Source organism: Winogradskyella jejuensis (assembly GCF_900129745.1).
GTDB lineage: Bacteria > Bacteroidota > Bacteroidia > Flavobacteriales > Flavobacteriaceae > Winogradskyella > Winogradskyella jejuensis.
Genome location: NZ_FQWS01000001.1, coordinates 288,304 through 307,904 on the forward strand (window position 1 = coordinate 288,304; position 19,601 = coordinate 307,904).

Genomic DNA, 19,601 nt, shown 5'->3' on the forward strand with positions numbered 1-19,601 from the left:
ATGATGCGACTCTATTTTATTGGCATTTCAATTCTGATTATAGCTATTTTAGCTAACGCTTTGGCTATGAAGCTAGGCTTAAAAACTTGGTATGCATTTATTGAATTTCTAACAGCATCTGGCGATAGAGAAATTATAATAAGCATTATAGATTACATCTGGCTTTTTATTTTATATCCTTTAACTTTAGGCTGTGGCTACTGGTTAGGCGATAAATTATACCAAATACTATTTAATTAAATGGAAAAAACAGTTTCTGAAGCTATTGCTTACCGCCGCTCTACACGAGTTTACAAAGATACACCCATAGATACCGAAAAAGTAAAGCAATGCATAGTAAATGCCTCATTAGCACCTACGAGTAGTAACTTGCAACTTTGGGAGTTTTATCACGTGACTTCAGAAGACAAACTGAAAGCATTGGCTGAAGCTTGTTTTAATCAAAATGCAGCTTCTACAGCAAAACAGCTTGTGGTGGTTGTAACCCGAAAGGATTTGTGGCGCGAACGTGCTAAGGCAAATTTAGATTATTTAAATAAGGTTTATAGAGACAAAGACCTTAGCGAACGTGATGCAAAAAGAAAGAAAATGGCTATGGGCTATTACAAAAAAGTCATTCCGACTATTTATACCGACTTTTTGGGCATTTTGGGTTTTGTAAAATATTTAGCTTTTCAGGTTGTTGGTTTGTTTAGACCTATTTATAGACAAACACGTCAGAGTGATATGCGTATTGTGGCTCATAAAAGTGCTGGACTTGCCGCTCAAAATTTTATGACTAGCATGGCAGCTATTGGCTACGATACTTGTCCTATGGAAGGCAGTGATACGCTTAGAGTAAAACAAATTTTAGACTTACCTCGTGGTTCCGAAATAAATATGGTTATTGGTTGCGGAATTAGAGATGATAAAGGCATTTACGGTCCGCGTTTTAGAGTGCCTTTTGAAGATGTTTATGTTGAAGTTTAATTACCAAACTTAAATTCAGATTCGGGTTTTCTTTTTTCAAAATTCCTTAGACCTATTTCAAGCCATTCAAAATAAGCTTCAGCGTTTGGTTCGTAAGCATTGGTAACATTTAGCAATTCTAAATCGTGATTTAAGAGCACGTAGTACGGTTGTGAATTGTTTTCAAAATTTACAGTTTGTAAAGTCGCCCACTTATCACCAATGGTTTCAATTTGCTTTACGGTTCCGTTAGCACGCAAAAAATCAAATTGCCTGTCTTGAGGTAGTTCTTTTTTATCATCGACATAAAGCGAAATAATGACATACTTTTCACTTAATATATTGTAAACATTAGATGTGCTCCACACCTGCTCTTCCATTTTACGGCAGTTAACACATGCCCAACCCGTAAAGTCTAATAAAATCGGTTTATTTTCGGCTTTTGCTTTTGCCAAGCCTTCTTCCCAATCTTTACTACAGTTTAAGTCTAATGGACATTCCGAATTCTTTTCGTATAAACTGTAAAACATCGGTGGTGGAAAACCACTTAGCAGCTTCAAATTAGCATATTTGGTATTTGTTAGCCCAGGAATTAAATAAATTACAAAGGCTATAAATAAGATAGCCGTTGTGATTCTCCCTTTGCCTAATTTCTGCAACGGCCCATCGTGCGGAAATTTAATTTTCCCGAATAAGTAAAGAATTAATCCAATCCCGATAATTATCCAAAGACCGATAAATATTTCGCGTTTTAATAAGCCCCAATGTTCTACCAAATCTGCATTAGATAAAAATTTGAGTGCCAACGCCAATTCGATGAATCCTAAAACAACTTTGACTGTATTTAGCCATCCGCCCGATTTCGGTAAAGAATTTAACCATTTTGGGAACATAGCGAACAATGTAAATGGTAGAGCTAATGCCAAACCAAAGCCCGCCATACCCATAGAGAGTTGCACCGCACCACCATCGGCTGTTAAAGAACTTCCTAATAGAGTTCCTAATATTGGACCTGTACACGAAAATGATACTATTGCCAAGGTCAATGCCATAAAAAACACGCCGATAAAGCCTCCTATTTTATTTGCACGACTATCCATCGCTGCACTCCATGACTGTGGTAATGTCAACTCGTAATATCCAAAGAATGAAAAAGCGAAAGCTATAAATATGATGAAGAATATAATGTTCAGAGTCACATTTGTAGAAATATTATTGAGAATTCCTGGGTCGAGCGAGTCTAGTAAATGAAACGGAATACTTAACAGCACATAAATTAAAAAGATGAAGAATCCATAAAGAATAGAATTGAAAATACCTTTTTTGGAATCTCCAGAGCTCTTAGTGAAAAATGAAACCGTCAGTGGAATCATAGGAAATACACATGGTGTTAGTAGTGCAATTAATCCACCTAAAAAGCCAAGTATAAAGATTGAAAAATTACTCTTCTCTTCTATATTTTGTTTCTCGTACTTATCCCAACCTGTGATATTGAGTTTTAGTTTTTCGGAAAGGGTTTTACTTCGCTCATCAATGGTTGCTACTTCATTAATTACTTCACTTCCGTCTAAATTCAATTTAAATGTTTCATCTCCTAAGATGCATCTCTCGTCATTGCACGTCTGATATTCAGCAGTAATTTCAATTTGCTTAAAATCTGGATTTATTAGGTTGATTTTTTGTGTAAATGAGACACTGCCCTGAAATTTCTTTACATCTTCCTCAAATATGGGGTCGTACTTTATTTTAGCATCAGGCTCTGTTGTTTTACCAATTAGTGTGTAATTACCTTCTTGATTTTTAAATTCAAAATAAGTTTCTGGTGCAAAACCTTCCTTATCTACTTTATATTGAGAATAAATACTGTAACCGTCCTCAACAGTGACTGTCATAATAATTTTGTATTCAGAATCTGAAATTTTCTCAATCTTATTATCCCAACTGGCTGGATTGAAGTTTTGGGAAAAACCAAATATTGAAAAAAATAGAGTAAGAAATGTAATAAGAAACCGCTTAGCTGCTACCATAAATAACTATTAATGCACAAATGTAGACTTTGTGTTTATTTTATCGTTTTAAAGTCGTCTAATTTATAAAAACCTTAATAAATACAAGCCTAAAAAAACCCGAACGTTTATGTCCGGGTTTTGGTTTTATGATTTCTTTTCGATACTGAGAACTTCAGAATGTTCCCACTTGGAGAGACCTCCTTCGAGCTCATATATTTTTTTGAACCCTGCAGCTTTGAGTTTTTTTGCACATTTTGCACTGCGACTTCCACCTTTACAGTATAATACTACAGGCTTATTTTTGTCTAAGCGCTCTACATCATCATCAAAAGTTGGTGAATTAAAATCTATATTCTGGGCGTCTTTAATATGAATTTGCTCATACTCGGATGACGTGCGTACATCTACAAGTTGTACGTCTTCTAACTCCAAAATGCTTTTCATTTCAGCAGCAGTTACTAATTTAACCTCTTCTGAATCTGCCTTTTTATCGACACAACTTACACTAAAGAGCGTCAATAAACATAGCATTGCGATTGATAATAATTTTCTCATGATGATTATTTTAATTGATTGATGTCACCTTTCCATTCTGTAAATCCGCCAAGCAGATTATATGTATTCTCAAAACCTAACTGATTCATAATAGCGCATGCTTGTGCACTTCTTCCTCCTGCTTTACAATACACGTAATAATTCTTTGATTTATCTAGTTGCTCGACCTCGTATATAAAACCTTGGCCTTTATAAATATCTATATGTAGAGCATCAGGAATAATCCCTAATTCTTCAACTTCTTCTTGAGTTCTAACATCTAAAACAACAGAATTATTGTCTTCAGATAGTTGTTTTGTCCAATTTTCTTGTTGTAAATCAGCCATTTATTTCATTTTGATTAAACAAAATTAACATTTCTTTATGATATAGACGTAAAAAAATCTGAAGTGTTACACTCCAGATTTGTTAATTAACATTATTTCTTAAACCTATTTTTTAGTTTTTATAGAGCATCCAATGGCTCTTGTAGTCTTCTGTTTTATTTCTTTCCCTGCTAACAGTGCATCAACAGCATTTTCAACATATTTAGTTTTTACTGCAGTTGCATCCTGATAATTGTCGTCGATTGCTCCAATATATTTTACAATATTGCCGTCTGTCGTTTTTTCTAAAATATAAACGTGTGGTGTTTTGGTAGCGCCGTACTGAGGGTATATCTTTTGTCCTTCGTCCATTAGATATGGAAACGTAAAACCTTTAGCTTTAGCTCGAGCTTTCATAGCCTGCATATTATCTCCAGGTTTAACATCTGTGTCATTAGGCATAATTGCTATTACAGGATATCCTTTTTTTGCATATTTTTTATCTAATTCTACAATTCTGTCTTCATAGGCTACTGCATATGGGCAAGTGTTACATGTAAAAATAACTATAAATCCCTTTGCAGATTTATAATCTGAAAGCGATACCATTTTACCATCTATATTCTCTAAGGAAAAGTCTGTTGCAACATCTCCAACTTCGTAACCGCTATCTGTTGTAATGGTAAAAGCAGTTAAGCTAACAAAGCAGACTAAGGCTGCCAATAATTTTAGTGTCTTCATTTTATATTAATTTAAAAATAGTTTTACTTCTGTTTCTAATTCTTCGTAATTAAAGGACTTTTCATAGAACTGTCTTTTATTTCCTTTATAAATAATTGTTGCTGGTAATGCACCTGACCAGGTTGTATCTATTGCTGGTATCCATCGGTTCTGGTCTACATCGTCAAAACAGACCACTTTAGATTGAATATTTTTTTTCTTTAAAAATGGTTTTAGTTTAGAATCGTATTGTCTAGGGAAATCTAAACTCACAAGTAACACCTCAACGTTTTTGTTTTTATAATCTGAATTGATTTTTTCAAAATAAGGTAACTCCTTAACACAAGGCGCACACCAAGTTGCCCAAAAGTTAACAACATGCACTTTACCATCATCTTTATTAATTAATGGCTCTAGTCCATCGTAGTCGTAAATATCTAAAACAATAGCTTCTCCTTGATGGTGGACCTTAGAAAGTTGTTCTGTTACTTCTACAGCTTTTGGCGTCTCTTTACAACTTAAAATCAATAGAAATACTATTACTAATCGCTTCATATTCTAAAGGTACTACCCTGTAAATAGACATTTTAATTTTTAACATAAAATTAAATCTTCATATATAAATTCACATTACATTTGTATATACAATTGTTGTATATGAAAGAATTACAAGATATCCTACATTCTACATCGAACCTTTCGGCCTCAAAGGCTGCAGTTATTAGTGTTTTCTATGTCAATAACGTCATAAAAGAATCTATTCTGAACGATTTGAAACCCTTTGATTTATCTATAGAACAATTTAATGTATTACGAATTTTAAGAGGTCAGAAAGGAAAACCACTAAACTTACAGGATATCCAAGAGCGTATGATTAATAAAATGAGTAACACAACACGATTAGTGGATAAGCTGATAAAAAAGAATTTTGTAAAACGTAACATCTGCGAACAAAATCGTAGAAAAGTAGAAATAGTAATCACAGAATCTGGCTTAGATATCTTAAAAGAGCTGGACGACAAAATTATAAACACAGAAAAAAATATCACCTCGCAACTTACTAGCGAAGAATTAAAACAATTAAATACCCTTTTATTAAAAATCAATAATTAAAATTTAAAACAAAATGAAAACTCTAAAAACCCTATTTGTTGCTGTATTAGCAATCTCATTTTTCTCGTTTACAGTATTAAAAGAGAAACAAGTTAATGTTGAAGAAAGTACTATCGTTTGGACAGGAAAAAAAGTAACTGGACAACACGAAGGCAAAATTAGCTTAGAAAGTGGTGTTTTACAATTCGACGGAAAAACACTTTCTGGCGGAAACTTTGTTATAGACATGACAACTATCACAGTAACTGATTTAGAAGGAAAAGGAAAAGCTAATCTAGAAGGCCACCTAAAATCAGACGATTTTTTTGGTGTAGAAAAACATGGCAAAGCGACATTTACTATCACAAATGCCTCTAAACTAGATGACAAAAACTATGAAATTTCAGGTGACTTAACTATTAAAAACATCACCAACCCAATTAATTTTACAATGGTTGTGGACGGCAACTCAGCAACTGCAAAAGTTATTGTAGACCGTTCTAAATTCGATGTTAGATATGGTTCTCCTAGCTTCTTCAATGATTTAAAAGACAAAGCCATCTATGACGATTTTGAGCTTGACGTAAAATTAGTTTTCTAATAATCTCTTAAAGTTTCAAAATTTGTTTGAAATAAAAAATATCGTTTCTATATTTGACAAGAAATTAATTAAAAATGCAAACAAATAAAACATGGTGGTGGAATTTTACTAACGAAACGTTCGTGAAATAGTCCATTGTGTTAACTAAAATACTAAAAGGCTTGTCATTCACGACAAGCCTTTTTTCTTTTAAACTGATGAAAACATATAATCTACGTACACATTACAAAAAGATTCTAACAGATACCATAACGCCTGTAACTGTTTATTATAAAATCCGTGACAAGTTTCCTAATAGTATCTTATTAGAAAGTGGCGATTATCATAAAAGCCAGAAAAACTATTCTTATATCTGTTGTAATCCTATTGCTTATTTTAAGGTTGAAAAGAAAGTTATTTACCAGAATTTCCCTGATGGAAGTTCTACTGAAACAACAATTGATGAATCCGTAAGTGTAGTTGAAGAATTACAACAGTTTACAAAGCGTTTCAATACAAATTCTGAAGAAGAATTTAAGTTTATAAACAACGGTATTTTTGGTTACACCGCTTATGATGCAGTAAAATATTTTGAAGACATTACGATTTCTAAAAAAGATAATTCAGTTGAAATTCCTGATATTTATTATGCGGTTTATCAGAATATCATTGCCATAAATCATTTTAAAAACGAAGCTTACATTTTTGCACATTGCCCTGAAGGCACAGAAAGTAATGTTGAAGAAATTGATAAACTCATCAATGTTCAAAATTTCGCGTCATTTAACTTTAATACCAAAAGTGAGATTTCCTCAAATCTTACAGATGATGAATTTTTAGAACATGTCGATTTAGCCAAAAAACATTGTGCACGTGGTGATGTTTTTCAGTTGGTATTATCACGCCGTTTTACTCAAGAATTTTCAGGAGATGATTTTAACGTGTATCGTGCATTGCGTAGCATAAACCCTTCGCCTTACCTATTCTATTTTGATTACGGTAACTTCAAAATTTTCGGAAGTTCACCAGAAGCACAACTTATTGTTGATAATGGTTTGGCTGAAATTCATCCAATTGCTGGAACATTTAAACGTACAGGGAACGATAAAAAAGACGCCATTCTCGCTGAAGAATTAATAAACGACGAAAAGGAAAATGCCGAGCACGTGATGCTTGTCGATTTAGCCAGAAATGATTTAAGTCGAAACGGCAATAATGTAAAAGTAGAAACTTACAGAGAAGTACAATTCTTCTCCCATGTTATCCATTTAGTCAGTAAAGTTACGGGGCAAAAACACGACAAAACCTCAACCATGCAGGTTGTGGCAGACACTTTCCCAGCAGGTACCTTAAGTGGCGCACCAAAGCACAAAGCCATGCAATTGATAGATAAATACGAAAAAACTAGTCGTGGGTATTACGGTGGCGCTATTGGTTTTATGGATTTTGAAGGTAATTTTAACCATGCCATAATGATTAGGACATTTTTAAGTAAAGATTACAAACTTAACTGGCAAGCTGGTGCGGGATTAGTATCTAGGTCTAATCCAGAAAGTGAAAAACAAGAAGTATACAATAAATTAGGCGCTTTAAATAAAGCCATTGAACTCGCGAAAAGTATTTAATATGAAGAAAGTTTTAGTCATAGACAATTACGACAGTTTCACTTATAATCTGGTTCATTATTTAGAAGATTTAGACTGCGACGTTACCGTAAAACGAAACGACAAATTAACATTAGATGAGGTTGAGAATTTCAATAAAATTGTGCTCTCTCCAGGACCTGGAATTCCAGATGAAGCTGGGTTATTAAAAGCAATTATTCAAAAATATGCACCTACAAAAAGTATACTTGGCGTTTGCCTTGGTCAACAAGCTATCGGTGAAGTTTTTGGTGGTACATTAGAAAATTTAGATACTGTTTTTCACGGAGTTGCCACCAACGTTATGCTATCGGTTGATGACGAAACCTTATTTGAAGGTTTAGGCAATACTTTTGAAGTTGGCCGTTACCACTCGTGGGTTGTCAATACCAATTTACCAGATAGTCTAGAAGCCACATCATTTGACGAGAATGGACAAATCATGTCCTTACGCCATAAAGTTTACGACGTAAAAGGTGTACAATATCATCCTGAATCTGTTTTAACCCCAAATGGAAAACAAATTTTAAAGAATTGGGTGAATAATTAGACATTAGAAAAATGAAGAAAATAGAATTAAACAAAGAATAAGTAAAATTTAATGACCCGAATTTCGACATAGTCGAAAAACATCAAAATGCAGAAATAAAGAACGAAAGAACGAAGATGCGAGGCGCAGCCTCAAGCACGAAGTTCTTAAAGCGATTGGTGCTTCAGCAATTTCCTCATTTTGATTGTGATTTTTTGGTTCGTTTTGTATCAAGACAAAATGAACATAACAAGAAAAACAAATGAAAGAAATATTAAACAGACTTATAGCTCACGAAACGCTTTCAACTAAAGAAGCTAAGCAAATCATCGTTAACATATCCAACGATATGTACAACCCAAGTCAGATTGCTTGTTTTCTATCAGTATACATGATGCGAAGTATTACGATAGAAGAACTTCAAGGATTTAGAGATGCACTTTTAGAACTTTGCATTCCGATAGACTTAAGCGATTACAATGCTATAGATATTGTAGGAACTGGCGGCGATGGCAAAAACACTTTTAATATTTCAACATTATCATCATTTATAACAGCTGGTGCTGGTGTTAATGTTTCTAAACATGGCAATTACGGTGTGTCTTCAACCTCCGGTTCGTCTAATGTAATGGAGTATTTGGGCGTAAAATTTTCTAATGATGAAGATTTTTTAAAGCGCTGTTTAGACCAAGCTGGCATATGTATTTTACACGCACCTTTGTTTCATCCAGCGATGAAAAATGTAGCTCCAATAAGAAAAGAATTGGGCGTTAAAACATTTTTTAATATGCTCGGCCCAATGGTAAATCCATCGTTTCCAAAACATCAATTATTAGGTGTTTATAATTTAGAAATACTGCGCTTGTACAGCTTTTTATACCAAAAAACAGATACCAATTATAACATTGTTTTCGCTTTAGATGGTTATGACGAAATCTCGCTAACAGGAAAAGCAAAACTAATTTCAAACCAATCTGAAACCTTATTTTCTCCAAGTGATTTAGGCTTAAAAAGCATTGCACCATCTGAAATTTTTGGTGGAGAAACTATTGATGACGCAGCAAATTTATTCGTAAACATCATCAAAGGAAAAGGTACAGAAGCACAAAACAATGTCGTGTGTACCAATGCAGGTTTGGCTATAGCAACAAGAGAACAAATAACACACAAAGAAGGGTTCGAATTGGCAAAAGAGTCATTACTGAGCGGAAAAGCAAAGCAAAGCTTAGACAAACTTATAGAATTAAGTAAATGAATATTTTAGATAAAATAGTAAAAGACAAACGCATAGAAGTTGACTTACGTAAGTCAATAATTCCAGCAAAACAATTAGAGCAATCCGTTCTTTTTGAGAGAGAAACCGTTTCACTATCAAAAAAACTGCGACATAGTAATAGTGGTATCATTGCAGAACACAAAAGACGGTCACCATCTAAGTCTGTAATTAATCATAATTTAAATGTACAAGATGTAGCTTCTGGTTATGAAAACGCTGGTGTTTGTGGTATGTCCGTTTTAACTGACGGAAAATATTTTGGCGGTAGTTTAGACGATTTACTCGTTGCAAGAGCAAGTTCTAATTTGCCTTTATTGAGAAAGGAATTCATCATTGATGAGTATCAAATTCTAGAAGCAAAAGCCTATGGAGCAGATGTAATTTTATTGATTGCTGCTATATTAACAAGAGACGAAATCAAGCAATTTTCAGAATTTGCAAAACAACTAAATCTAGATGTGTTATTAGAAGTTCACAACGAAGCTGAATTACATAAATCAATAATGCCATCTTTGGACATGTTGGGTGTAAACAACAGAAATCTAAAAACCTTTGAGGTCAGTTTAGAAATCTCAAAACAGTTAAGTCAGTTAATCACGGATGATTTTGTAAAGGTATCCGAAAGTGGCATCAGCTCTATTCAAGCTATAAAAGAATTAAAACCTTATGGCTACAAAGGGTTTTTAATTGGTGAGAATTTTATGAAAACAGATAATCCCGGAGCAAACGCAACAGAATTCATTCAAAAATTGGAAGCATGAAACTGAAGATTTGCGGAATGAAATATCAAGAAAACATGGAGTCCGTTGCAGAATTGCAACCCGACTACTTGGGCTTTATATTTTACGATAAGTCGTCACGATTTTTTGATGGTAAAATTCCGCAACTACCAAATTCAATTAAAAAAGTTGGGGTTTTTGTAAACGAAAGTTTAGATAAGGTTATCAATTTAGTAGGGAAACATGATTTACAAGCCGTACAATTACACGGAAATGAATCTCCAGAATATTGCACCAAACTCAAATCGTTTTGTGATGCCGAACTCGATTCAGCATCTCATCAAAAGATTGAATTAATTAAAGTTTTCAGTATAAAAGACAGTTTCAATTTCGATATCTTAAAACCTTACGATGGCATAGTCGATTACTTTTTATTTGATACCAAAGGAAAACTACCTGGTGGAAACGGCTATACCTTCAACTGGGATGTATTAAAAAATTACCCTTCAACAACACCCTACTTTTTAAGTGGAGGCATTGGATTAAATGAAGTCGAAAAAATAAAAGCGTTCAAAAAAAGTCCAGCTTCAGAATACTGCTATGCTATCGATGCAAACAGCAAGTTTGAAATTGAGCCCGGATTAAAAAATATTAATGAATTAGAAAAATTTAAATATGAGCTACAACATTAACGACAAAGGCTATTATGGCGAATTTGGAGGTGCATTCATTCCTGAAATGCTATATCCAAATATTGAAGAATTGCGTCAGAATTATTTAAAAATCACCGCCGAAGAATCATTTCAGGAAGAGTTTCACCAGCTATTAAAGGATTACGTTGGTCGTCCTTCTCCTTTATATTTCGCGAAGCGCTTATCTGAAAAGTACAATACCAAAATTTATTTAAAGCGTGAAGACCTGAACCATACCGGTGCACATAAAGTTAATAATACTATTGGTCAAATTCTTTTGGCACAACGCCTAGGTAAAACTAGAATTATAGCCGAGACCGGTGCAGGACAGCACGGTGTTGCCACGGCGACAGTTTGTGCGTTAATGGGTATTGAATGTGTGGTTTATATGGGCGAAGTTGATATTGCACGCCAAGCACCAAACGTTGCACGTATGAAAATGCTCGGCGCCAAAGTTGTCCCTGCATTATCAGGAAGTCGAACTTTAAAAGATGCTACAAACGAAGCCATGCGCGATTGGATTAATAATCCTGTTGACACCCATTATATTGTTGGCAGTGTAGTAGGACCGCATCCATATCCGGATATGGTGGCACGTTTTCAAGCCGTAGTTTCTGAAGAAATTAAAAAACAATTGTTAGAAAAAGAAGGGACCGAAAATCCTGATTATTTGATTGCTTGTGTTGGTGGTGGCAGTAATGCTGCAGGGACTTACTACCATTACTTAGATGATACTGATGTAAACATCATCGCCGTTGAAGCAGCTGGAAAAGGTATAGACACAGGTGAAAGTGCCGCAACTTCTGTCTTGGGAAAAGAAGGCATTATTCACGGAAGTAAAACCTTATTGATGCAGACAGGTGACGGACAAATTACAGAGCCCTATTCTATTTCGGCTGGATTAGATTATCCCGGTGTTGGACCAATGCACGCTAACTTATATAAAACTGGTCGTGCAGAATTTATCTCCATTACCGATGATGAAGCAATGACTGCAGGTTTAGAATTATCACAATTAGAAGGCATCATTCCTGCTATAGAAACATCTCACGCACTAGCAGTTTTTGAACATAAAACCTTTAAAACAGAAGACATCATCGTACTAAATCTATCAGGTCGCGGAGATAAAGATTTACAGAATTATATTGAATATTTTAAATTATAAAAGAATAAAGATGGAAGAAAATAGAATATAGACTTAGTTTTTTTGTCCATATTCTATACTCTTAAATCTATTCTCTAAAAATAACTATGAACAGAATAAATCAAAAATTACAAGAAGACAAAAAGTTGCTTTCTATATATTTTACAGCTGGCTATCCAAATATAGACGATACGGTGACCATTATTCAAAATTTGGAGAAAAGCGGTGTGGATATGATAGAGATAGGATTACCATTTAGTGACCCATTGGCGGATGGGCCAACCATTCAAGATAGTTCTACACAAGCATTAAAAAATGGCATGACTAGTGAACTGTTATTCCAGCAATTAAAAGACATCCGTAAAACGGTGTCTATTCCTCTAATTATCATGGGTTACTTTAATCCCATGCTTCAATATGGTGTAGAGGCGTTTTGTAAAAAATGTCAGGAGATTGGGATTGATGGATTAATTATCCCTGATTTACCAGTTGATGTTTATCATGATGAGTATAAATCTACATTTGATAAGTATGGACTTATCAATGTATTTCTAATAACACCTCAGACTTCAGAAGAACGTATTAGATACATCGACTCTGTATCTGATGGATTTATTTACATGGTAAGTTCTGCAAGTACAACGGGCGCCAAATCTGGCTTTGGCGATGAGCAAGAAGATTACTTTACTCGAATTTCTAATATGAATTTAAAGAATCCGCAAATCGTTGGATTTGGTATTTTTAATAACGACACTTTTACCCAAGCTACAAAACACGCCAAGGGTGCGATTATAGGAAGTGCTTTTATAAAATACGTAACGGCGAACGGTATTGAAAACTTAGAGAATTTTATAGCTCCAATGTTAAGTAAGTAGGTGAATTTTAACAGTTGTTATATAAGTTTTAAGAGGACTTTGGCAGAGAAAACAGCTTATTATTCTTATATTCTTAATGAACATAAAAAAACAATTAAACTATGGGAATGATAAGAGACAGAAAGAAATTTAAAATAACTAAAAGACAAACAAATCCGACCAATCCAACGGCGAATATTAATCAAGATACCAATGATTTTGATATTGACAAAGCCACGATAAAAAAACAGCAGGTAAAAAAATAATCTGCTATTTCACATAAAAACGAAAAGCCTATTCTTACATTTGAATAGGCTTTTTTATTTTACTATTTTTCATGAAACTACTCAACAATTGGCGTGTTATTATTCTCCTTTGTTTAACCTTAGGTTTAGCACCATTTTTACCTGAACCACATATAGTTGGAAAACTAAGATGGCTGAGTAGCGGTGGTAATGGTATGGCTATTATGGATTATTTTGATGTTCTGCTTCACGGATTTCCATTTATCTTATTATTACGATTGTTAATTATTAAAATTACTAAGACCAATGGCGCTTAATATTGTCCTCATAGAACCCGAAATTCCAAATAACACTGGTAATATTGGCCGCTTAGCTTTAGCCACTGATTCGCGTTTACATTTGGTTAAACCTTTTGGTTTTGAAATAGATGATAAACGCCTAAAACGGGCTGGACTTGATTATTGGCAACATCTGGAAGTTATCTATTACGACAATGTGGATGCGTTTTTCAGAATAAACAGTGATAAAAAAATGGCTTTTTTAAGTAGTCACGGTACTAAAAGTCATTGGGATATTGAATTTGAAGATGACTTATTTTTAGTTTTCGGAAAAGAATCCGTTGGACTTTCAAAAGATATTACAGAAAAACACAAAGCGCATCTCTTTAAAATACCAATGTATAGCGATAACATTAGAAGTCTTAACTTAGCCAATGCTGTAAGTATTATTACTTATGAAGGATTGCGACAGCTTAATTTATAACATAAAATATTATAATATATACAAGCTTCTAAACCTTAGGTTTTGTAATTTTAAAAAAACAGAAAATTGAAACAATCTAAAAGTTACAAACTAATTTCGGAGTATGGCCAAATTGCCTTTGGTATTGTATTGGCTAGTATTGGTTTAAAAGCTTTTTTATTACCAAATGGATTTTTAGATGGTGGCGTTACTGGTATTGCGCTTCTGGCAAAAACATTTGTGGATATCGATATATCCTACCTCCTTGTTTTATTTAGCATTCCTTTTTTAATATTGGGTTATTATACCGTTTCTAAACGTATTGTAATCAAATCTATAATTAGCATTATTGGTTTGGCATTATTCATTCACTTCGAAAATTTTGGAACCATTACAGAAGACAAACTCCTTATCTCTATTTTTGGTGGTTTATTTTTAGGAGCTGGTATTGGCATCTCTATTCGAAATGGTTCAGTTTTAGATGGCTCAGAGATATTAGGGGTCTATCTCAACGATAAGTTTGGATTTAGTATTGGACAGGTCATTTTACTGTTCAACATTATATTATTTAGTGTTACCGCCTACTTAATTTCTGTTGAAGTTGCCTTGTACTCGATATTAACATATATCGTTACAGCAAAAGTCACCGACCTTATTATTGAAGGTTTTGAAGATTTTATTGGAGTCACAATTGTTTCCAAAAAATACGAACTCATCGAAGAAGCCATAATGAAAGAACTTGGCGTCGGCATGACCCTTTATAAAGGGACTAGAGGGATGGGGAACTCAGGAAAACAAGTTGATTTTGATATTATCCACACAATCATCAACCGTATAGATATTAAACGAATGCACCGAATTATTGATACTATTGATGATGACGCCTTTATCGTAGAATTTGATGTAAACAGTGTGAGAGGTGGTGTCCTAAGGCATTACTTGGATAAGAAGAAAAGCAAAGTATTATCTAAAGCTTAACGCCGTTTCTCTAACATATTTAAATACATCTTCTCCACCTTTGTTCTAGCCCAAGGTATGCGTCGTAAAAATTTTAGACTACTTTTTACCGATGGGTCATGCGTAAAACAACGAATATTTATTTGATGTCCCATATATTCCCAACCATAATGCGCTACTAAATCTTCAACAATTTGCTGAAGTTTAATGCCGTGAAGTGGATTGTTGGGTTGAGCATTCATTTTCTAAAAATACTAAATATAGCAATTTGTCAGTCTGAGCTTGTCGAAGACGCCGAACCTAATTGAAAACACACTTCGACAAGCTCAGTGTGACAGAAATCTTCGAAACAGTCAGAGTGATTGATTTTATTAGAATACACCTCTATTAATTTCTATTATCATTATTACGTCTTCGATTTCGGTTGCGGTTACGGTTTGGTCTTTTTGAGCTAGAATCGCCACCTTCACTTTTAGTTTTAGTATTTCTACGAGATTGACCTTGCCTATTCTGTCCTTGTTTTATAGGTTCTGTTGTCGCATTAGGGTCAGGCTCAAAGCCTTCGATAATATCAACCGGAATTTTTTGTCCAATTAATTTCTCAATACCTTTTAAATAAGAGGTCTCATCCGCACTTACCAATGATAAAGCTTCACCACTTGCTCCTGCTCTTCCTGTTCGACCGATACGATGCACATAATCTTCAGAAATATTTGGCAATTCAAAATTAATTACGTGAGGTAATAAAGGAATATCCAAACCACGAGCTGCAATATCTGTGGCAACCATAACTCTAATTTTTCCACTTTTAAAACCAGCTAAAGCTTTGGTACGTGCGCCTTGACTTTTATTACCGTGAATAGCTGCTGCGGTAATCCCTGAACTCACCATTTTTTTGGTTAAACGATTAGCACCATGTTTAGTTCGAGTAAATACCAAGACTTGTTGCCAATCACCTTCTGAAATAAGCTTAATGATTAATCCTGTTTTTTTGGTTTTTGCTACGCGATATACTTTCTGCTCAATAACCTCAACAGCTGTGTTTTCTGGAGTCGCTTCGACCTGTACAGGATTATTTAAAATGGAATAGGCTAACTTTTTAATATCCTTAGAAAACGTCGCAGAGAACATAAGGTTTTGTCTTTTAGACGGAATAAGCTTCATCACACGTTCTATATCGCGTAAAAAACCCATATCGAGCATACGGTCGGCTTCGTCCAGAACAAAAATTTCGACATGTTTTAAAGACAGTAAACCTTGACTTTCTAAATCTAACAAACGACCCGGCGTTGCGACTAAAACATCAATACCGCGTTTTAGATTTGACACTTGCGGCGTTTGATTTACACCACCAAAAATCACAGCACTTCGGATATCTAAAAATTCTGAATACTCTTTAACATTGGCATAAATCTGAGCGGCTAACTCACGTGTTGGCGTTAAAATTAAAGCTCTAACATTTCTGCGTCGTGCCGCTTCATCTTTAGATAATAAATGTAATAGTGGTAAGGTAAAACCTGCAGTTTTTCCGGTACCTGTTTGTGCGGATGCTAACACATCTTTACCGTCTAAAACTGGTGGAATGGCTTTGGATTGTATAGGTGAAGGTGTTTCATAACCTTTTTTTGAAACTGCTTTGAGAATAGGTGCAGAAAGACCTAAAGATTGAAATGACATAAATTTGTTTTATAGAGTAAACTCTATGTATTTAGGTCACTCCTTTTAATTTTTGGCGAATGTAGGGCTAATTTTTGCTTTACTGTCTATTTGTTTGACTTTATAAAATATTTCTTCTAACTTTCGTTTAACGTTTAATATAAATTATTAAAACAATTCATATTAATAATAGTTAAACGAACACTCAAAAAAACTCCCGATACTGCAACACTCTAAAATCAAACGTATTAAAATTGGGGTTTTTTGCTTTTAATTGTTTGTAAAGTGGTATTCTACTTATTGAGATATTGGCCGCACCTGAGCCTGAGGTTAATGATACGGTTTTGATTACACGAATTGACTCTTTTTTGTCATTCCGAAATGGGTGCAACGATTGAGGAATCTCATCCTTATGAGATGTCTCACTGCGTTTCGAAATGACAGGCATTTTAAACTCATGTATCCGAGGCACGTCATTGGAGACCAATTCTAGTTTAATATTATAATCTTTTATGTGTTTTCTAAAGAAGTATTCAGGTCCGTTTTTACTATTTCCGCCAGTAAATAAAAGCGTATCGATTTTTGGATATTGCTGGAGGTAACCCATAAAATTTCTGAGTTTTATATTGGTCATTCCTAAATCAGAGGCATCAATTTTCTTGCGTTCGGCACTTTCTACAATATCGCAAACACCAATGTTATGCTTTACCAAATAGGCTTTACGCTCATTAATAGCCTCTTGAGAATTATCGAATCGTAATCCTAAATTGTGAATGGCGTCTATCTTTTTCCAAAGTGAATTATAATAACTACCGTAACAGAAATCTACATCTTTTTCGTGTAAATCTCCTGTTGAAAATCTAGGTGGTGGCAATGTACCAACAATGAGTTTTGTAGCATCATTTGGAATAAATGGTGGATATGGATGTTTGTGGAGAAACATAATAAGTTCTAAATATAAAAAACACCCCTAACTTGCTTCGCTCGAGTATCCTCAACAAAAGATTTTCTTTTGTTTCAATAACCTCAAGGGTAAAATTAATTAACGGGTAAACACCAATTCATTATCAGAAGATAATTCTTCACTAAACCCATAATTATCATAGTTAAAGCCTTTGATATCCTCGATGGTTTTAGCATCCGTATCAATAATATAGCGTGTCATTAAACCACGAGCCAATTTGGCAAAGATGGCTATGGTTTTATATTTGCCGTTTTTGAATTCTTTAAAATTAACGTGGATTACTGGCACTTTTATAGCTTTTGTGTCAATGGCCTTAAAATACTCGTTACTTGCTAAGTTTAAGAACAACTCGTCATCTTCTAACTCGTCATTTAAAGCTTGAGTGACTTTTTTACGCCAAAACTCGTAAAGGTTTTTGTTTTTTCCCACAGGGAATTTTGTTCCCATTTCTAATCGGTAGGGCTGAATTAAATCCAGTGGTTTTAGAATACCGTACAATCCTGAAATTATTCTCACCGTATCCTCTACCTTATCCAACTTTTTCATATCTATGGAATACGCATCCAAACCACGATAGACATCGCCATTAAACGCATACATTGCAGGACGCGCATTGTCTCTTGTAAAGGGCAAAGACCACTCTTGGTTACGTTCGTAATTAAGTTGCCCTAAATTATCCGAAATATGCATCAGCTTAGATAAAGCTTTAGGTGATTTCTTTTTTAGTAATTTATTAATGCGCTCTGCCTCAGCCAAGAAACAACTTTCAGTAGTTTTTGGTGTTGGTAGTTTACTTTCGAAATCTAAAGACTTAGCTGGTGATAATACGAGTTTCATGTTGCAAATTTTTCTATATCAAATTTACAATCTATTACTGCTAATTTGAAAACTTTGCTAGAAGATTTTTTGATAGGTGTATAAGTCCTTTCTATAGACTTACTAATCTTTAGCGTGCTTGGCGTAATGCTTCCATTTTTCGATACACTGCTGCATATCTTCTGGTATCTCTGTAGAAAAACGCATAAATTCTCCTGTGGTAGGATGCTCAAAACCTAAGGTTTTGGCATGTAGCGCTTGCCTTGGTAACACCTTAAACGCATTATCTACAAATTGTTTGTATTTAGTAAAGGTCGTACCTTTTAAAATAAGATGACCACCATAGCGCTCGTCATTAAAAAGTGTGTGGCCAATGTGCTTCATATGCACACGGATTTGGTGGGTTCGCCCCGTTTCTAGCTTACAACTTAATAGCGTAACATATCCCAAACGCTCAATAACCTTGTAATGTGTTACAGCTGGTTTTCCTTTATCGGCCTCATCACCTTCGAAAACGGTATTCTGTAATCTGTTTTTTGGGTGTCGACCAATGTTGCCCTCTATTGTGCCTTCGTCTTCTTTTACATTTCCCCAAACAATGGCTACGTATTCGCGTTCTGATGTTTTCTCAGCAAACTGATTAGACAAGTGATTCATAGCGTTTTCGGTCTTTGCAACGACCAATAATCCGCTGGTATCTTTATCTATACGATGCACCAATCCTGGTCTATCGCTAGAATTTTTAGGTAAGTTTTCAAAATGAAAAATAAGTGCGTTAATCAGTGTTCCTGAATAATTTCCATGACCTGGATGTACCACCATTCCTGAGGGTTTATTGACCACTAATAAATCGTCGTCTTCGTAAACGATATCTAATGGTAAATCTTCGCCAACCAACAAATGCTCATGCGGTGGATGTTCAAACTTCACCCGTATAACATCATATGGCTTAACCTTGTAATTAGATTTTACAGGCGTATCGTTAACAAAGATACTTCCATCTTTTGCCGCAGCTTGAATCTTGTTACGCGTAGCATTCTCAACAAAATTCATTAAGTATTTATCTATACGAAGTGGCTGTTGTCCTTTTTCTACAACAAACTTATAATGCTCGTAAAGCTCGTCGTTAGGCGGAAGTTCTGGTGTGGTATCCATA

At 34.5% G+C, this 19,601-nt stretch carries 25 protein-coding genes; 15 read left to right on the plus strand and 10 right to left on the minus strand.

The annotated features are described in order from the left end of the window. Together BUB95_RS01435 and BUB95_RS01440 are read left to right on the plus strand one after the other, a co-directional pair. On the plus strand, nucleotides 1-240 hold the full coding sequence (locus BUB95_RS01435; RefSeq protein WP_073082038.1) for a DUF7672 family protein: 240 nt from the start codon (nucleotides 1-3) through the stop codon (nucleotides 238-240). Beyond that, entirely contained in the window at nucleotides 241-969 is a 729-nt protein-coding gene (locus BUB95_RS01440; protein ID WP_073082041.1) for a nitroreductase family protein, read from the plus strand. Here BUB95_RS01440 and BUB95_RS01445 read toward each other — a convergent pair. From BUB95_RS01445 to BUB95_RS01465, 5 genes are all read right to left on the minus strand, one after another. Then, nucleotides 966-2,975: a protein-disulfide reductase DsbD family protein gene (locus BUB95_RS01445; RefSeq protein ID WP_073082044.1), complete on the minus strand. Its 2,010-nt coding sequence runs from the start codon at nucleotides 2,973-2,975 to the stop codon at nucleotides 966-968. The two genes, BUB95_RS01440 and BUB95_RS01445, sit on opposite strands and share 4 nt — an antisense overlap. Nucleotides 2,976-3,101: 126 nt before the next feature. Then, on the minus strand, nucleotides 3,102-3,512 hold the full coding sequence (locus tag BUB95_RS01450; protein ID WP_073082047.1) for a rhodanese-like domain-containing protein: 411 nt from the start codon (nucleotides 3,510-3,512) through the stop codon (nucleotides 3,102-3,104). Between the two features lie 5 nt (nucleotides 3,513-3,517). Further along, on the minus strand, nucleotides 3,518-3,838 hold the full coding sequence (locus tag BUB95_RS01455; protein WP_073082051.1) for a rhodanese-like domain-containing protein: 321 nt from the start codon (nucleotides 3,836-3,838) through the stop codon (nucleotides 3,518-3,520). 105 nt (nucleotides 3,839-3,943) lie between these two features. Next, nucleotides 3,944-4,558 carry a thioredoxin family protein gene (locus tag BUB95_RS01460; RefSeq protein WP_073082054.1) on the minus strand — a complete coding sequence of 205 codons (615 nt, stop codon included), beginning with the start codon at nucleotides 4,556-4,558 and terminating at the stop codon, nucleotides 3,944-3,946. A 6-nt stretch (nucleotides 4,559-4,564) separates the two neighbouring features. Beyond that, nucleotides 4,565-5,092, minus strand: coding sequence for a TlpA disulfide reductase family protein (locus tag BUB95_RS01465; protein WP_073082058.1), 528 nt, complete (start codon nucleotides 5,090-5,092; stop codon nucleotides 4,565-4,567). A 102-nt stretch (nucleotides 5,093-5,194) separates the two neighbouring features. Between BUB95_RS01465 and BUB95_RS01470 the strand changes: the two genes are divergently transcribed. The 13 genes from BUB95_RS01470 to BUB95_RS01525 all read left to right on the plus strand — a co-directional run bounded on the left by BUB95_RS01470 (nucleotide 5,195) and on the right by BUB95_RS01525 (nucleotide 15,030). Continuing rightward, nucleotides 5,195-5,650, plus strand: coding sequence for a MarR family winged helix-turn-helix transcriptional regulator (locus tag BUB95_RS01470; RefSeq protein WP_073082062.1), 456 nt, complete (start codon nucleotides 5,195-5,197; stop codon nucleotides 5,648-5,650). Nucleotides 5,651-5,663: 13 nt separating this feature from the next. Next, on the plus strand, nucleotides 5,664-6,230 hold the full coding sequence (locus tag BUB95_RS01475; RefSeq protein ID WP_073082065.1) for a YceI family protein: 567 nt from the start codon (nucleotides 5,664-5,666) through the stop codon (nucleotides 6,228-6,230). Nucleotides 6,231-6,427: 197 nt separating this feature from the next. Further along, nucleotides 6,428-7,834 (plus strand): anthranilate synthase component I family protein, encoded by a 1,407-nt coding sequence (locus BUB95_RS01480; protein ID WP_073082068.1) that lies wholly within the window; start codon nucleotides 6,428-6,430, stop codon nucleotides 7,832-7,834. Between the two features lies 1 nt (nucleotide 7,835). Next, nucleotides 7,836-8,402 carry an anthranilate synthase component II gene (locus tag BUB95_RS01485; protein WP_073082071.1) on the plus strand — a complete coding sequence of 189 codons (567 nt, stop codon included), beginning with the start codon at nucleotides 7,836-7,838 and terminating at the stop codon, nucleotides 8,400-8,402. 241 nt (nucleotides 8,403-8,643) lie between these two features. Further along, on the plus strand, nucleotides 8,644-9,636 hold the full coding sequence (gene trpD / locus BUB95_RS01490; protein WP_073082074.1) for an anthranilate phosphoribosyltransferase: 993 nt from the start codon (nucleotides 8,644-8,646) through the stop codon (nucleotides 9,634-9,636). After that, complete coding sequence (trpC, locus tag BUB95_RS01495) at nucleotides 9,633-10,418, plus strand: indole-3-glycerol phosphate synthase TrpC (RefSeq protein ID WP_073082077.1); 786 nt, start codon at nucleotides 9,633-9,635, stop codon at nucleotides 10,416-10,418. Before trpD ends, trpC begins: the two co-directional genes overlap by 4 nt. Next, the gene (locus BUB95_RS01500) at nucleotides 10,415-11,068 is read left to right on the plus strand and encodes a phosphoribosylanthranilate isomerase (RefSeq protein WP_073082080.1); all 654 of its coding nucleotides are present in this window, start codon (nucleotides 10,415-10,417) and stop codon (nucleotides 11,066-11,068) included. Before trpC ends, BUB95_RS01500 begins: the two co-directional genes overlap by 4 nt. Then, on the plus strand, nucleotides 11,052-12,233 hold the full coding sequence (trpB, locus tag BUB95_RS01505; protein ID WP_073082083.1) for a tryptophan synthase subunit beta: 1,182 nt from the start codon (nucleotides 11,052-11,054) through the stop codon (nucleotides 12,231-12,233). The genes BUB95_RS01500 and trpB overlap by 17 nt, the downstream gene beginning before the upstream one ends. Nucleotides 12,234-12,319: 86 nt before the next feature. After that, nucleotides 12,320-13,087: a tryptophan synthase subunit alpha gene (gene trpA / locus BUB95_RS01510; protein WP_073082085.1), complete on the plus strand. Its 768-nt coding sequence runs from the start codon at nucleotides 12,320-12,322 to the stop codon at nucleotides 13,085-13,087. Between the two features lie 107 nt (nucleotides 13,088-13,194). Continuing rightward, the gene (locus BUB95_RS14310; RefSeq protein WP_200777204.1) at nucleotides 13,195-13,332 is read left to right on the plus strand and encodes a hypothetical protein; all 138 of its coding nucleotides are present in this window, start codon (nucleotides 13,195-13,197) and stop codon (nucleotides 13,330-13,332) included. 71 nt (nucleotides 13,333-13,403) lie between these two features. Then, nucleotides 13,404-13,628, plus strand: a complete 225-nt coding sequence (locus BUB95_RS01515) for a hypothetical protein (RefSeq protein WP_073082088.1) — start codon at nucleotides 13,404-13,406, stop codon at nucleotides 13,626-13,628. Then, nucleotides 13,618-14,073 (plus strand): tRNA (cytidine(34)-2'-O)-methyltransferase, encoded by a 456-nt coding sequence (locus BUB95_RS01520; RefSeq protein ID WP_073082091.1) that lies wholly within the window; start codon nucleotides 13,618-13,620, stop codon nucleotides 14,071-14,073. The genes BUB95_RS01515 and BUB95_RS01520 overlap by 11 nt, the downstream gene beginning before the upstream one ends. A 66-nt stretch (nucleotides 14,074-14,139) precedes the next feature. Next, on the plus strand, nucleotides 14,140-15,030 hold the full coding sequence (locus BUB95_RS01525; protein ID WP_073082094.1) for a YitT family protein: 891 nt from the start codon (nucleotides 14,140-14,142) through the stop codon (nucleotides 15,028-15,030). Here the strand turns inward: BUB95_RS01525 and BUB95_RS01530 are convergent. From BUB95_RS01530 to BUB95_RS01550, 5 genes are all read right to left on the minus strand, one after another. Continuing rightward, nucleotides 15,027-15,251, minus strand: a complete 225-nt coding sequence (locus BUB95_RS01530; protein ID WP_073082097.1) for a VF530 family protein — start codon at nucleotides 15,249-15,251, stop codon at nucleotides 15,027-15,029. The two genes, BUB95_RS01525 and BUB95_RS01530, sit on opposite strands and share 4 nt — an antisense overlap. Nucleotides 15,252-15,396: 145 nt before the next feature. After that, nucleotides 15,397-16,686, minus strand: a complete 1,290-nt coding sequence (locus BUB95_RS01535; RefSeq protein ID WP_073082099.1) for a DEAD/DEAH box helicase — start codon at nucleotides 16,684-16,686, stop codon at nucleotides 15,397-15,399. Nucleotides 16,687-16,870: 184 nt separating this feature from the next. Then, nucleotides 16,871-17,608 (minus strand): uracil-DNA glycosylase family protein, encoded by a 738-nt coding sequence (locus tag BUB95_RS01540; protein WP_073082101.1) that lies wholly within the window; start codon nucleotides 17,606-17,608, stop codon nucleotides 16,871-16,873. Between the two features lie 99 nt (nucleotides 17,609-17,707). Beyond that, entirely contained in the window at nucleotides 17,708-18,466 is a 759-nt protein-coding gene (gene yaaA, locus BUB95_RS01545; RefSeq protein WP_073082104.1) for a peroxide stress protein YaaA, read from the minus strand. A gap of 102 nt (nucleotides 18,467-18,568) precedes the next feature. After that, a complete protein-coding gene (locus BUB95_RS01550; RefSeq protein ID WP_073082106.1) occupies nucleotides 18,569-19,600 on the minus strand; it encodes an RluA family pseudouridine synthase in 1,032 nt (343 codons plus the stop codon). Between the last annotated feature and the right edge of the window lies 1 nt (nucleotide 19,601).